This window comes from Flavobacterium notoginsengisoli (assembly GCF_014207905.1).
Taxonomy (GTDB): domain Bacteria; phylum Bacteroidota; class Bacteroidia; order Flavobacteriales; family Flavobacteriaceae; genus Flavobacterium; species Flavobacterium notoginsengisoli_A.
The window spans coordinates 1,253,346-1,268,168 of the sequence record NZ_JACHLB010000001.1 but is presented as its reverse complement, the minus strand read 5'-3'; the positions used below and the strand labels follow the sequence as shown (position 1 = coordinate 1,268,168).

Sequence of the window (14,823 nt, the reverse complement as noted above, 5' to 3'; positions counted from 1 at the left end):
TCAATTGTTTATTTTTACAGACTAATATTTTTTATATGTCGACTCAAAAACGCCTTTTTCTTCTAGATGCTTATGCATTAATTTTTCGTGGTTATTATGCATTTATAAAAAACCCGAGAATCAATTCTAAAGGAATGGATACATCTGCAATTATGGGTTTTATGAACTCGCTTTTGGATGTAATTAAAAGAGAAAAACCAGATCATTTGGCCGTAGCTTTTGATAAAGGCGGAAGCCATGTAAGAACCGAAATGTTTGTTGAATACAAAGCCAATCGCGATGCAACTCCAGAAGCTATCAAGATTGCAGTTCCTTATATTCAAGAATTATTAAGAGCCATGCATATTCCGATTATTGAAGTGGAAGGTTGTGAAGCTGATGACTTAATTGGAACCATCGCAAAACAAGCCGAAAAACAGAATTACAAAGTTTTTATGGTAACTCCTGATAAGGATTTTGCGCAATTGGTTTCTGAGAATATTTTCATGTACAAACCTGCCCGTATGGGTAACGGAATCGAAATTTGGGGAATTCCTGAAGTTCTAGCAAAATTTGAAATCGAAAGACCTGAACAAGTAATCGATTTTCTTGGAATGATGGGCGATGCTGTCGATAATATTCCAGGTTTGCCAGGAGTTGGTGAAGTTACTGCTAAAAAATTCCTGAAAGAATATGGCACTATGGAAAACCTTTTAGCCAATACGGACAAACTAAAAGGCAAAATGAAAGAAAACATTGAAGCCAATAAAGAAAAAGGTATTTTATCTAAAAAACTAGCAACCATTATCTGTGATTGCGATGTTACTTTTAATGAAGACGATTACGAACTTTCTCGTCCAGATATTGAAAAAACAGATGCTATTTTTCAAGAATTGGAATTTAGAAGAATGGCTGAACAATTTGATAATCTGTTTAAAACAGATGGAACTCAAACTACTGCTCCAGAAGTTTCAGACGCAAAATTATACAAGAAACCACAGCCGAAGAATGAAGATCAATTTGATCTTTTTGGCGGAGGAAATACAAATGGAGAAAATGCGGAAATTGAAAGGACTTCATTCTATAATACTTTAGAAAACACAGCGCATTCTTATCAGACCGTTCAAGGTGATTTAGGAGTTAGATTGCTTTTACAAAATTTAGAAAAACAGACCTCTGTTTGTTTTGATACTGAAACAACAGGAATTGATGCGCTCCATGCAGAATTGGTCGGAATGTCTTTTTCTTATGAAAAAGGAAAAGCTTTCTATGTTCCGTTTCCAGAAAGTCAGGAAGAAGCTCAAACTTTGATTAATAAATTTGTTCCATTTTTTGAAAATGAAAACATTGAGAAAATTGGACAAAATTTAAAATACGATTTAAAAATCCTTTCTAATTATGGCGTAACCGTAAAAGGAAAGCTTTTTGACACCATGATTGCGCATTATTTGATTAATCCAGATATGCGTCATAATATGGATATTTTGGCAGAAACATATTTGAAATATTCTCCAAAATCTATTGAAACTTTAATTGGTAAAAAAGGAAAAAATCAGCTTTCTATGCGGGATGTTCCTTTAGAAGACATTAAAGAATATGCTGCCGAAGATGCCGATATTACTTTACAATTAAAAGAAATCTTTACAAACGAATTAGACAAAACCGAAACCAAAAAGCTTTTCGACGAAATCGAAATTCCGTTAGTAAGCGTTTTAGCCGATATGGAAACGGAAGGTATTCGTTTAGATGTTGATTTCTTGAAAGCAATGTCTTCGGAAATGGAAGTTGAAATCAAATCTTTAGAAGAAAAAATATACGAAACTGCGGGCGAGAAATTCAATTTGGCTTCTCCAAAACAATTAGGAGATATTTTATTCGAAAAACTAAAAATTGGCGGAGCAAAACAGAAGAAAACCAAAACGGGTCAGTACGCAACTGGCGAAGAAGTTTTGACTTATTTGGCAAATGACAATCCGATTGTAAAACAGATTTTAGATTGGCGCCAAATGGTAAAACTGCAAAGCACTTATATTTTGGCTTTACCAGAACAAGTTGATAAAAAAACACAGCGCGTTCATACCGATTATATGCAGACGGTTGCTGCGACTGGGCGTTTAAGTTCTAATAATCCGAACTTGCAAAATATTCCGATTCGTACCGAAAGAGGTCGTCAAATTCGTAAAGCTTTTGTGGCTCGCGATGAAAATTACACTTTAATTTCTGCCGATTATTCGCAAATTGAATTACGAATTATTGCCGCTTTAAGTGGCGAAGAAAATATGATTAAAGCTTTCCAAGACGGAGAAGACATTCACAAAGCTACAGCTGCAAAAGTTTTTAATGTGGCGCTAGAAGAAGTTTCTCGTGAACAAAGAAGCAACGCTAAAACCGTAAACTTCGGAATCATATATGGTGTTTCTGCTTTCGGTTTAAGTAGTCAAACTTCGCTATCAAGAAGCGAAAGTGCCGCTTTGATTGATGCTTACTACAAAACATATCCAAGATTAAAATCATACATTTCTGAGCAAGTCGAATTTGCTCGTGAAAAAGGTTATGTACAAACTATTTTAGGCCGTCGTCGTTATTTAAAAGACATTAATTCTGCAAACGCGGTTGTAAGAAGTGCTGCCGAACGAAATGCTGTAAACGCACCAATTCAAGGAAGTGCTGCCGATGTGATTAAAATAGCGATGATTAACATTCATAAAAAACTTCGTGACGAAAACTGGAAATCTAAAATGCTGCTTCAGGTGCATGATGAGCTTGTGTTCGATGTTCATAAAGATGAACTCGAAAAAATCCAGCCTATGATTAAACACGAAATGGAAAATGCCTTTAAAATGTCAGTTCCGTTGGAAGTTGAATTAGGAATGGGTAAAGATTGGTTAGAAGCGCATTGATAGAATTTTAGATTTTAAAATTATAAAAAGCAAGAATGATAGATAACTTCAAACCTCCTATAAAAAGCAGAACAACAGAGGAACTTTTAAATATCGTTGGTTCTCCAAAAAAATGGAATCGTGACGCCGTTTATTTAGCAAAACATGAATTAGCCAATAGAAATGTTGATACTTCAGAAATAGAAAATGCAATTAAAGCTGCTGAAAAAGAAGAAGCAGAAGAAATTTTAAGAAAGGCAAATAAGAGTTACCAAATCTCAGATTTCGTACTCACACCCAAAAGCACATTGCTTGAACTGCTATTTACATGGGAACTAAAAAAAGATGGCTACATTCTAAAAGCTAAACAACAAAAAACATTTAGAATCACACTTATAATTGTCATTCTTTTTGTTTATCTAATTAAATTTATACAAGAAAGCTAAACAAAAAACCCATCAATTATGATGGGTTTTTCTTTTATTTAAACTTTTCTAGTAGACTCTCTTTCTTTCAATTTTGTTTTAATAACAATTGTTTCATATTCTGAAACCGTTCCTTCCGGTTCTTCTAATCTTTCAATTAATCTTTTTGCCGCTACTTCTCCAATTTCAACTCCATGCTGACTTACTGTTGTCAAACTTGGCGATAAACGTCTTGAAGCTAAAATTCCGTCTGCGAAACCAATAATAGATATGTCTTCTGGAACTCTGTATCCTTTTTTCAAACTCACTCTTAAAGCAGCCACAGAGTCATTTTCATCCAAAGCAAAAATTCCGTCAATTTTATGATCAAAAATCCCTTCGATTTTAGCTTTCATATCTTCTTCAGAATCGGTACGAAGAATAATTTTTTCGTTTACAGGAATATTATTGTCTTTTAAAGCTTTCAAATACCCTTCTGTTCTCAATCTTCCGACACTAATATTATCTACAGAAGAAATCAACGCAATATTTTTACATCCTAAATCAATTAAATGTTGAGTAGAATTTATAGCAGAATCAAAATCATCAACTACAACTTTATCACAATCTACTTCATCTGCAATACGATCGAACATTACAATTGGCGTTCCATCATTAATTATTTCAGAAAAATGATTGTAATCTTGAAGTTTTTGCGCTTCTTGAGAAACTGACAAAATGAATCCGTCAATTGTTCCGTTACTTAACATTTCTAACGTATGAACTTCTTTTTCTAGAGATTCATTCGAAATACACGTAATTACATTATATCCTTTTTTATCAGCAACTTTCTCAATACCGCTAAAAACTTTCGCAAAGAAAGAATTTAAAATATTAGGAATAATTACTCCAATCGTTTTTGTTTTACGATTCTTTAAATTAAGACCAATAACATTCGGCTTATAATTTTTGAGTTTGGCATACTCTTTAATCTTAACCTTCGTTTGCTCACTAATTTCCGGGCTGTCATTCAGAGCTTTAGACACTGTTGACACAGAAACACCTAGTTCTTTCGCAATTTGTTTTAGAGTTGCTTTAGCTTTCATCTATACAAAGTTTATGTAATTAATACAAATATAGTAGAATTACCGAAAATAAAACAAAAAACAACTATCAGTCTTTCAAATTATGCCCTCTATTCGAAATAAAATCAAAAAAGCAGATTTTTCTGAAACCGCATCTCCTAAAATTTCGTTAATAACTAAATACCTAAGAACTAAACCAGTGTTGTTAACTATTAAAAAACTTACATTATGAAAAACGAAGTTAAAATTCAGGAAGTTAACCCTTCCCTGGATAGCAGAAGGAGCTTTCTTAAGCTCAGCGGACTAACATTAGTTACCGCAGGTTTAGTTTTAGCTGGATGCAGCGACAATGACAACGATGATAATACAGAAGACACTTCTCTTCCAGGAATTAGAAATGGTGTCTTCGATTTAGGTTCTGGAGATTTTGGCGTTTTAACTTACGCATACGCTCTTGAACAATTAGAAGCCGACTTTTATACCAAAGTTGTTAATGCCAGTAGTTTTAATACTGTTTTCAGCAGCCTTGAACGCGAAGTTCTAACCGACTTGTACCACCACGAAGTCGTTCACAGAGATTTTTTTAAAGCTGCTTTAAATCGAGCACTTCCAGATCCTAGCTCACAATTACTTCCTTCTTTAGCTTTTAATTATGGTTCTTTAAACTTTAATAGTCGTACCGAAGTTCTTGCTACTGCAAAAGCATTAGAAGATACTGGAGTCGCTGCTTATAATGGTGCAGGAAAATTAATTAAAACAGCTGACTATCTATTATTAGCAGGAAAAATTGTTTCTGTAGAAGCAAGACACGCTGCTGCTATACGAAGTTTGATTAATCCGAATTCTAAGGATTTTGCCGGAGATGATATTGTAAATATGTCAACAGGTTTAGACGATGCAAAAGATCCGTCTAAAATACTGCCGATTGCTGCTGGTTTTATTACCACAAAATTCACAGCTAAATACTTGCCTTAATCTTAACCGCTAAAACTTAGAAATTATGAACATTTTAAAATTTATAGAATCCTTTACTGATGACAATTTAATGAATAGTACTGGTTCTCGAAGAGACAGTTTTTCACAGTTTGGGAATATTGGAAAAAATTTAGCCTTAGCTTCAATTCCTTTCGGATTGTCGGCTCTTACCAATAAAGCTTTCGCTAAAGACATAACCGCCACGCCAGCAACTCCTATAGGGGCTTTGCAATTTGCCTTGACTTTAGAATATCTTGAAAATGAATTTTACGCGATGGCTTTAGATTCAGGCGTTATTCCAGCTTCTGAAAATGGTGGACGCGATTTAAAAGTATTCCAGCAAATTGCGGCACACGAATCAGATCACGTAAAATTCTTAATTGCAGGCTTAGGAGGTTCAGCAAGCGCTAACTTTGTACCAAAACCAACTTTTGACTTTACTGTTGGAGGTGCATTTAACCCTTTTGGAGATTACCCAACGTTTTTGGCTTTAGCACAAGCTTTTGAAGACACAGGAGTAAGAGCCTATAAAGGACAAGCGGCCAACTTGATTACAACACCCGATTTATTAACTGCTGCATTGCAAATTCACTCTGTTGAAGCACGTCACGCTTCTGAAGTTAGAAGATTGCGAGGTTTAAAAGGATGGATATCCAACTCAGAAAGAGGCGCAGGTATGCCAGCGGCAACACAAGCTGTTTATGATGGTGAAGGTGTAACTGTTCAGGCAGGATTCAATACTGCGACCGCTTTTGGTGCTGCGGCAGGCTCCGAAGCTTATGATGAACCACTTACGACACAACAAGTAGTTGATATTGCCAATATATTTATTGTATAGTCACTTTTTTTGTAAATATTTAACCGTCTTCACTTTATTGTGGAGACGGTTTTTTTATTCATCAAATAATTAAAAAACAGAACCCCTGATTTTCAGCAGATAAAATATTCTTTCAGGTATTTGGTTTTAAAATAATTAATTGTACTTTTGCATCCCCTTTATTGGGGATGGAATGTTTAATTAAAATAATATTATGGACGCATTAAGCTACAAAACAGTTTCAGCTAGCAAAGCCACTGTAACTAAAGAGTGGATTGTTGTTGACGCTGAAGGTCATAACTTAGGACGTCTTGCTTCTAAAGTTGCAATGATCTTAAGAGGTAAGTACAAGCCAAGTTACACACCGCACGTTGACTGTGGAGATAACGTAATTGTTATCAACTCAGAAAAAATTAACCTTACAGGTACAAAAATGAATGACAAAATTTACATGCGTCATACAGGTTACCCAGGAGGACAAAGAACTTTAACTGCTAAAGTATTACAAGCTAAAAATCCAGCTGCATTAGTAGAAAAAGCTGTAAAAGGTATGTTACCTAAAAACAAATTAGGTGCTGAACTTTTTAGAAATCTAAATGTTGTTGTAGGAGCTGAGCACAAACACGGAGCTCAAAAACCTAGAACTGTTAACCTAAATGATCTTAAGTAATGGGAGTTATTCACAAAATCGGTAGAAGAAAAACCGCTGTTGCACGTGTATACGTTTCTGAGGGAACTGGAAACATCACTGTAAACAAAAAAGAATTCGCAACTTACTTTCCAACTGCAACTTTACAATACAAAGTTTTACAACCGCTTTCTATGACAGAAAACGCTAGTAACTTTGACGTAAAAGTAAACGTTTACGGAGGTGGTACAACTGGTCAGGCAGAAGCTGTAAGAATGGCATTAGCACGCGTAATGTGTGAAGTTAACGCTGAAAACAGAGCTATCCTTAAACCAGAAGGTTTATTAACAAGAGACCCAAGAATGGTTGAACGTAAGAAATTCGGTCAGAAGAAAGCTCGTAAGAGATTCCAATTCTCTAAACGTTAATATTACCTGTCTTGTTCAGATGGGACAAGACATTATCAATTATTTATTGAAATTAAAAAACACAGTTATTGTTGCTCTCCTATCGAGGTAGGATATAGTTTAGCATCTAAATGTATAAAGCCAGAGAAATCGCCATTTATACATTGCTAATCAACAGAACGTAAACTAGTACAAAAATGGCAAACAAAATAGAAGTAAAAGAATTACTAGAAGCAGGTGTTCACTTCGGACACATGACTAGAAAATGGGATCCAAACATGGCTCCTTACATTTATATGGAGCGTAATGGTATTCACATTATCAATCTATATAAAACTGCAGCTAAAATTGAAGAAGCTAACGAAGCTTTGAAAAAAATCGCTGCATCAGGTAGAAAAATCTTATTCGTAGCTACCAAAAAACAAGCTAAAGACATCGTTGCTGATAAAGCAAAAGCTGCAAACATGCCTTACATCACTGAAAGATGGCCAGGTGGAATGCTAACTAACTTCGTAACTATCAGAAAGGCAGTTAAAAAAATGTCTTCTATCGATAAAATGAAGAAAGATGGTACTTTCAACACACTTTCTAAAAAAGAGCGTTTACAAGTTGATCGTCTTAGAGCTAAATTAGAGAAAAACTTAGGTTCAATTGCTGATATGTCTAGACTACCTGCAGCATTGTTCGTAGTAGATATCAAAGCTGAACACATCGCAATAAAAGAAGCTCAAAAATTAAACATTCCAGTTTTCGCAATGGTTGATACGAATTCTGACCCAAGAGAGGTTGATTACGTGATTCCTGCAAATGATGACGCTTCTAAATCAATTGACAAAATTTTATCTTTAGTAACTACTGCTGTAATCGAAGGTCTATCTGACAGAGGTGCAGAAAAAGAAGTTGAAGCTGCTGAAGAAGCTCCTGCTGTTGAAGCTGAAGCTGCTCCTGCAACTGAAGAATAAATCAAAATTTAAATTCCAAATTTTAAATTCCAAAATCCAACCAGAATTAAAAACGTTATGTTGATAATTTATTAAAATTGGAGTTTGGGATTTAAAAGCTGGAATTTTTTACTTTTAAACACATTAAAACTTAAAATATTATGGCAACAATTACTGCTGCAGACGTAAATAAATTAAGACAATCTACAGGTGCTGGAATGATGGACTGTAAAAAAGCCCTAGTTGAAGCTGAAGGAGATTTCGACAAAGCGATCCAAATCCTTAGAGAAAAAGGACAAAAAGTTGCTGCTAACCGTTCTGACCGTGAGTCTTCTGAAGGAGCTGCTGTTTCTTTTATCAATGCAGATAACACTAAAGGAGCTATCCTTACTTTAAACTGCGAAACTGACTTCGTAGGTAAAAATGAAGCGTTCGTTGCTTTAGCTAAAGATTTAGTTGAAAAAGCGATCAACTTCTCTACTAAAGAAGAATTATTAGCTTCTGATTTCAATGGAATTACAGTTGCTGAGAAATTAATCGAGCAAACTGGTGTTATCGGTGAGAAAATCGAAATCGGTGGTTTCGAAATTTTAGAAGGTGCTTTCGTCGGATCTTATGTTCACGTTAACAAAATTGCTGCTTTAACTGCAATTTCTGCTCCAGTTGCAAACGCTGAAGCTTTAACAAAAGATATCTCTATGCAAGTTGCTTCTATGGGAGCTGACACATTATCTTACAAAGATTTTGATCCTGCTTTCGTTGAGTCTGAACTTGCTGCTCGTATTGCTGTAATCGAAAAAGACAATGAAGAAGCAAAACGTTTAGGAAAAACTTTAAAAAATGTTCCTAAATACATCTCTTTCTCTCAATTAACTCCTGAAGTTATCAAACAAGCAGAAGAAGATGCTAAAGCTGAATTAAAAGCTGAAGGAAAACCAGAGCAAATCTGGGACAAAATTCTTCCAGGAAAAGTTCAACGTTTCATTTCTGATAACACTACTTTAGATCAAGAGAAAGCTCTTTTAGATCAAAACTTCATCAAAGATGATAGTAAAAAAGTTGGTGATTATGTTAAAGGATTCAACGTTGAAATCACTGGTTTCAAAAGAGTAACTTTAGGTTAATCTAAATTTCCAATATAACAAAAGCCCGAATATTAATTTATTCGGGCTTTTTTATTGATTTTCGATATAAAAAACTGGACTGAAGTCCAGCTCTACAATATAATTTGTTCCTTTCAGAACTACTAATGAGCTTCTAGCTTAAATACATTTCAATAAAAAAAACCTCGAATAAATAATTATCCGAGGTTTTTGATCAGATTTTCATCTTACTATTTTTTATCCTTAATAGGGAAATTCCTTGCACGCATTAAAGCATCAGATTTTGGAGCTCTTCCTCTAAAATTCTCATATGCTTTTTCCTGATCGATAGTGTTTCCTACACTAAAAACAGTTTCATAAAGTCTTTTAGCCACTTCTTTATCATAAGGTCCTTTTCCTTCTGTAAAAGCTTCCCATGCATCTGCATTGATAACATCTGCCCATAAGTAGCTATAATAACCCGCAGCATAACCATCACTTGAGAAAATATGTCCAAATTGTGGAATACGGTGACGCATTACGATTTCTGAAGGCATATGAAGCGCATCTAAAGTTTCTTTTTCAAATTTATGAGGATCAATAGGCTGTGTAGCTAAATGAAGCTTCATATCAACTAAAGAGCTTGAAATGGTTTCTACAGTAGAAAAACCTTCTCCAAAATTTGATGCTTTTTCAATTCTGTCAACTAAAGCTTGAGGCAATGGCTGATTTGTTTTATAATGTAACGCAAATTTATTTAACACTTCCGGAGTTGACAACCAGTGCTCCAATAACTGAGATGGAAACTCAACATAATCTCTAGCTACAGAAGTTCCTGCTAAACTTGGGTAAGTCACATTGGAACATAAGCCATGCAGTGCGTGTCCAAATTCGTGGAATAAAGTCGAAGCATCTTCCCAAGAAATTAAAATTGGTTCTCCTGGAGCTCCTTTAACAAAATTACAGTTGTTAGAAACAATTGTCAAAACATCTCCTTCAAGTCTCTGTTGATTACGGTATGCATTCATCCATGCACCAGAACGTTTTCCCGCACGAGCATAAGGATCAAAATACCAAAGTCCGACTGTTTTACCAGTTACTTTATTACTCACTTCCCAAACACGAACATCAGGATGGTAAACCGGAACATTTGTAACTTGTTTAAAGTCTAAATTGAACAATTCTCCTGCAACCCAGAACATTCCTTCACGAAGTTTCTCTAATTGCAAATAAGGTTTAACCTCATTTTGATCTAAATCGTATTTTGCTTTTCTAACCTTTTCAGCATAGAAACGATAATCCCAAGGTTGAATTTTGAATTTCCCTCCTTCTGCATCAACGATTTTTTGCATTTCAGCAACATCTTGGTGCACTTTTTCTACCGAAGGCTCCCAAACAGACATCATCAAATCTAAAGTTTTCTGCGGATCTTTTGCCATTTTGTTAGACAAACTCCAATCTGCAAACGTTGGATAACCCAAAAGTTTTGCTTTTTTAGCTCTTAATTCTAAAATAGAAACTAAAGTTGCGTTATTATCATTAGCGTTTCCATTATCTCCACGCTTTACAAAAATATCAAACGCTTTTTCTCTTAAATCTCTACGGGTAGAAAAAGTCAAAAAAGGCTCAATTGACGAACGAGTATTCGCAATGCATCCCATTGCATCTAGTTTTCTTTCTTTAGCTTCAGCAATTGCAGCGTTTTTAACCTCAGTTGGTAAACCATCAAAATCACTTTCCGTTTTTAATGCTAAATATTGATTATGCTCTTCTGCCAATAAATTTTGACTGAAACGAGTAAAAAGCGATGCCAATTCTTTATTAATAGCAGCAACTTTTGCTTTGTCTGTGTCGTTTAATTTTGCTCCCTGGCGCACAAAATTAGTGTAGTAAAGCCAGATTAAACGCTGTTGTTCTCCAGTAAGCTTGTTTTTATCTTTTGAATTATAAACAGCTTCGATTCTAGTAAATAATTTTTTATTCTGATTGATTTTGTCGCTAAATTCAGAAAATTTAGGCGACATTTCTCTATCAATCGCACTGAATTCAGGACTACTTAAGTTAGATCTATAAATCCCGTAAACCGTCATAATTCTTTCGATTGTACTTCCTGAACGCTCTAAAGCAACAATTGTATTATCGAAAGTTGCTGGTTTTGTACTATTGGCAATAGCATCTACTTCATTAAGTTTTTCCTGAATTGCAAATTCAATTGCTGGTTTAAAATCTGATACTTTATACTCATTGAAAGCTGGAACACCTCCGTAAGGTCCTGTCCATTTCTTCAGCAGAGGATTATCAGAATTTGTTTGTGCGTTAGACGCAAAAAAAGTTGTACTCATGATAAAAATTGATAATATTTTTTTCATTCTCATTAAGTTGATTTAATAATAGAACTAGTAATTGTTCCAAAAATAACTAAAAAGAAAACTAAAGGATAATTTTTAACTATTAACTTGACCAAAGTGCAAATTCAAAAAACCACTTTCAGTTAAAAAGGAAATAGTTTAAATTTGAAACATCAATTATTAAATAAACATGTTTAAGACCAGAAAAGAGATTGTTTTTGTAATTCTAGCAGGAATATTTATCACCAATGCTGTTGTAGCAGAACTAATTGGAGGAAAATTAATTCAGATTGGACCTTTTGTAATGAGCATAGGAATTTTACCTTGGCCAATTGTATTTTTAACAACAGATTTAATCAATGAATACTTTGGAGAAAAAGGAGTAAAAAAACTTTCTTTTATAACTGCTTGTTTGATTGCTTATGCTTTTCTGATTTTGTTTATGGCCATTACAATTCCTGCTGCAAAAGGAATTAGCCCTGTAAACGACGAACAATTTCAAGCGGTATTCGGACAAAGTATGTGGATCATTGTGGGAAGTTTAATTGCTTTTATGGCATCTCAGCTCATTGATGTTTGGATTTTTTGGTTTTTCAAGAACAGAACAGGTGAAAAGAAAATTTGGCTTAGAGCGACAGGTTCTACTGTAATTTCGCAATTATTTGATTCGTTCATTGTACTTGGAATTGCTTTTTGGCTTCCAGGAAAAATAGATTTTGATACGTTTATTTCTTCAGGTTTAATCGGATACACTTTTAAATTGGCAATTGCAATTTTGTTGACTCCAGCTATTTACTTAGGGCATCATTTAATTAAAAAATATTTGGATAAAGACAATTTGCAAAAAAACGAGGACCATTTACAATAATGAAAAATTACAAAATATACTTTTTAGTAATTACTACAGGTTGTATTATAGGCTGTTCCAAAAATGCTAAAAAACAAATGTTAGAAGTTACGGATAAGATTTCTAACCAAATTGAAACGATTTCAGAAAACACTATTGAAACTGTAAAACAATATAAAAACACAATTGTAGATAAAATTACTACAGAAGAAATTCAAACCGAAAGCATAACAACCTTAAGTGATAGCATTGCAAAACCTGAAGTCGAAAATGATAAGTTTTTAGGAATTACTTCTTTTAAAAAATTTATGTCGGAATGGAAAACTGGCGAAACTTTAACTCAAAAAGATCTTATAGAAAATCATGATGTTCCTGCCGATGGAATAAAGCTCATCAAAAGCATTACCAAAACTGCTGAGGATGAAATTGAAATAAAATGGAAATCTACTTGGTTTATTGAAACAATTTCTGATGCTAAATTTAAAGATGCCAAAATAAAATTCAAATTTGAAGCCAATAAAATGTACACTTCTGGAAATGCTATTGGAATTAAATACAAAAAGAAAATTTATACCGATTTGATCATAATTGGAACAAAAGCTTACATACCAAGCGTAAAGGGTTATCACTGGAAAATTGGAAAATAAACAAATTTTTCAACATAACTTATTAAATGGTTAAATACACAAAATCAATAACTGAATATCAACAATACAAATAAAAGTAAAAATAAACCTACATTTTTATTTTTTTAACATGTAAATACTTTGTATTTTAGCAACTTGTTTAACAATAAATTTATAAGTAAAATCAAAAAGTTAGCTCTTTTATTTGTTTCAGTTGGTTTATTACTTTCATCATGCAGTAGTAATGATAATGACGAAAATAGCTCTGAAACAAAAGCATCAATCATTGGCAAGTGGGAACTCACAAAACATGGAAACATTTTAAATGGTTCTGAACTTCTTTTAACAATAAGTCCAGATGGCGGATGCAGTAATGACCAAATTGAATTTTTAGAAAATGGAAATTACAAAGAATTACAATATGAATATGCTAATTCAAAATGTAAGGAATACAATAACGACGGAACATGGTCAAAATCAGATAATATCTTAAAAACTAAAGATATACTAAACAATGAATTTACTTATGAGATTTTAAAATTAAATGAAACAACGTTAAGATTAAAAATCACTAAAGGAAATGATAATAGTATTTATGCCCTAACTGAGTTTACAAGAAAGTAAATTATTACAATTAATTATATTAAGTCTCACTTCATTTTGAAATGAGACTTTTTTTTATACTTTTAAGTTGACCAAAAATAATAAAATGGAACCAATAAGATGTGGCTGGTGTTCAGCTAGTGATTTGTACAAAAAATATCATGACGAAGAATGGGGAACTCCAGTCTACGACGACCCTACCATTTTCGAATTTTTAATATTGGAAACTTTTCAAGCAGGTTTAAGTTGGATTACCATTTTAAATAAAAGAGAAAATTTCAAAGCTGCTTTTGACAACTTCGACTATAAAAAAGTTGCCAACTATTCTGAAGATAAAATCGAAGAATTGCTGCAAAATACAGGAATAATTCGTAACAAACTTAAAATAAGATCAGCAGTTACAAACGCTCAGGCTTTTATGAAAATACAAGAAGAGTTTGGAACTTTCTCTCAATACATTTGGAAATTTGTTGACGGAAAACCAATTGACAACAATCCAAAAACATTAAAAGACGTACCTGCCACTACTCCAATTTCTGACGCAATCAGCAAAGATTTAAAAAAACGCGGATTTAAATTTGTAGGTTCAACCGTTATTTACGCTCACATGCAAGCAACAGGAATGGTCAATGATCATGTCGAAAACTGCTTTACTCGGGCTAAGTAGTTTTCAGTCTCAGTCTCAGTTTTCAGTCTCAATTTTCAGTTTTCAAAACTTGAAACATGAAACTTTAAACTTTTAAACAAATTTTTTATTACATTTGCTTCACACTTTAGGGGTGTCTACAAACATGTAGGCTGAGATTTTACCCTCTGAACCTGATCTAGTTCATACTAGCGTAGGGAAAAGTAAGATGACTTCTTAAACGCATTTCTATGCGTTATTGTAGCCATTCCTATCGTGTATCTATACACAAAAACTAAAAGGAATGGAACTAAAAATCAATCAACAAACAAAAAAAATCAATGCCGAATCGCTAAGCATTCAGTCATTGCTCGATCTCGAAATTCCGCACAAACAAAACGGAATCGCCGTTGCTGTTAACAATACTGTTGTTCCAAAAACCAATTGGAACGAATTCCTCATACAAGAAACTGACGAAATTCTGATTATTTCCGCTACTCAAGGCGGTTAATTTTTGAAATTCCAAAAAAGAAAATTCCAAATTCCAATTCATACAAATTGAGAATAGATTCGCTGC

15 protein-coding genes and 1 riboswitch are annotated in these 14,823 nt (G+C 33.7%); of the genes, 13 read left to right on the top strand and 2 right to left on the bottom strand.

Annotation, left to right across the window (positions count from 1 at the left end; all coding sequences use genetic code 11):
- Positions 1-35 precede the first annotated feature (35 nt).
- Positions 36-2,879, top strand: a complete 2,844-nt coding sequence (gene polA / locus HNP35_RS05420; RefSeq protein ID WP_184157850.1) for a DNA polymerase I — start codon at positions 36-38, stop codon at positions 2,877-2,879.
- Between the two features lie 35 nt (positions 2,880-2,914).
- On the top strand, positions 2,915-3,304 hold the full coding sequence (locus tag HNP35_RS05415) for a hypothetical protein (RefSeq protein WP_184157851.1): 390 nt from the start codon (positions 2,915-2,917) through the stop codon (positions 3,302-3,304).
- Between the two features lie 38 nt (positions 3,305-3,342).
- Here the strand turns inward: HNP35_RS05415 and HNP35_RS05410 are convergent, their stop codons facing one another.
- Positions 3,343-4,368: a LacI family DNA-binding transcriptional regulator gene (locus tag HNP35_RS05410; protein ID WP_184157852.1), complete on the bottom strand. Its 1,026-nt coding sequence runs from the start codon at positions 4,366-4,368 to the stop codon at positions 3,343-3,345.
- Between the two features lie 207 nt (positions 4,369-4,575).
- Between HNP35_RS05410 and HNP35_RS05405 the strand changes: the two genes are divergently transcribed.
- The 6 genes from HNP35_RS05405 to tsf all read left to right on the top strand — a co-directional run bounded on the left by HNP35_RS05405 (position 4,576) and on the right by tsf (position 9,239).
- Complete coding sequence (locus tag HNP35_RS05405; protein WP_184157853.1) at positions 4,576-5,322, top strand: ferritin-like domain-containing protein; 747 nt, start codon at positions 4,576-4,578, stop codon at positions 5,320-5,322.
- Between the two features lie 25 nt (positions 5,323-5,347).
- Positions 5,348-6,160 (top strand): ferritin-like domain-containing protein, encoded by an 813-nt coding sequence (locus HNP35_RS05400; RefSeq protein WP_184157854.1) that lies wholly within the window; start codon positions 5,348-5,350, stop codon positions 6,158-6,160.
- A 193-nt stretch (positions 6,161-6,353) separates the two neighbouring features.
- A complete protein-coding gene (gene rplM, locus HNP35_RS05395; protein WP_111379262.1) occupies positions 6,354-6,809 on the top strand; it encodes a 50S ribosomal protein L13 in 456 nt (151 codons plus the stop codon).
- Positions 6,809-7,195 (top strand): 30S ribosomal protein S9, encoded by a 387-nt coding sequence (gene rpsI / locus HNP35_RS05390; RefSeq protein ID WP_008466792.1) that lies wholly within the window; start codon positions 6,809-6,811, stop codon positions 7,193-7,195. The genes rplM and rpsI overlap by 1 nt, the downstream gene beginning before the upstream one ends.
- 176 nt (positions 7,196-7,371) lie before the next feature.
- The gene (rpsB, locus tag HNP35_RS05385) at positions 7,372-8,136 is read left to right on the top strand and encodes a 30S ribosomal protein S2 (protein WP_095927954.1); all 765 of its coding nucleotides are present in this window, start codon (positions 7,372-7,374) and stop codon (positions 8,134-8,136) included.
- Positions 8,137-8,276: 140 nt separating this feature from the next.
- Complete coding sequence (gene tsf, locus HNP35_RS05380; protein ID WP_026728620.1) at positions 8,277-9,239, top strand: translation elongation factor Ts; 963 nt, start codon at positions 8,277-8,279, stop codon at positions 9,237-9,239.
- A gap of 209 nt (positions 9,240-9,448) precedes the next feature.
- On the opposite strand, the gene HNP35_RS05375 is transcribed toward tsf, so the two are convergent.
- Entirely contained in the window at positions 9,449-11,566 is a 2,118-nt protein-coding gene (locus tag HNP35_RS05375; RefSeq protein WP_184157855.1) for a M3 family metallopeptidase, read from the bottom strand.
- Between the two features lie 169 nt (positions 11,567-11,735).
- Here HNP35_RS05375 and HNP35_RS05370 point away from each other — a divergent pair, with 169 nt between their 5' ends.
- The 5 genes from HNP35_RS05370 (at position 11,736) to thiS (ending at position 14,757) form a co-directional block, all read left to right on the top strand.
- Positions 11,736-12,413, top strand: coding sequence for a queuosine precursor transporter (locus HNP35_RS05370; RefSeq protein WP_184157856.1), 678 nt, complete (start codon positions 11,736-11,738; stop codon positions 12,411-12,413).
- Positions 12,413-13,039 carry a hypothetical protein gene (locus HNP35_RS05365; protein ID WP_184157857.1) on the top strand — a complete coding sequence of 209 codons (627 nt, stop codon included), beginning with the start codon at positions 12,413-12,415 and terminating at the stop codon, positions 13,037-13,039. Before HNP35_RS05370 ends, HNP35_RS05365 begins: the two co-directional genes overlap by 1 nt.
- Before the next feature lie 120 nt (positions 13,040-13,159).
- Complete coding sequence (locus HNP35_RS05360; RefSeq protein WP_184157858.1) at positions 13,160-13,642, top strand: lipocalin family protein; 483 nt, start codon at positions 13,160-13,162, stop codon at positions 13,640-13,642.
- 85 nt (positions 13,643-13,727) lie between these two features.
- Complete coding sequence (locus HNP35_RS05355) at positions 13,728-14,288, top strand: DNA-3-methyladenine glycosylase I (protein ID WP_184157859.1); 561 nt, start codon at positions 13,728-13,730, stop codon at positions 14,286-14,288.
- 98 nt (positions 14,289-14,386) lie between these two features.
- A riboswitch (TPP riboswitch) is annotated at positions 14,387-14,484 on the top strand.
- Positions 14,485-14,550: 66 nt separating this feature from the next.
- The gene (thiS, locus tag HNP35_RS05350; RefSeq protein WP_184157860.1) at positions 14,551-14,757 is read left to right on the top strand and encodes a sulfur carrier protein ThiS; all 207 of its coding nucleotides are present in this window, start codon (positions 14,551-14,553) and stop codon (positions 14,755-14,757) included.
- Positions 14,758-14,823: the final 66 nt, after the last annotated feature.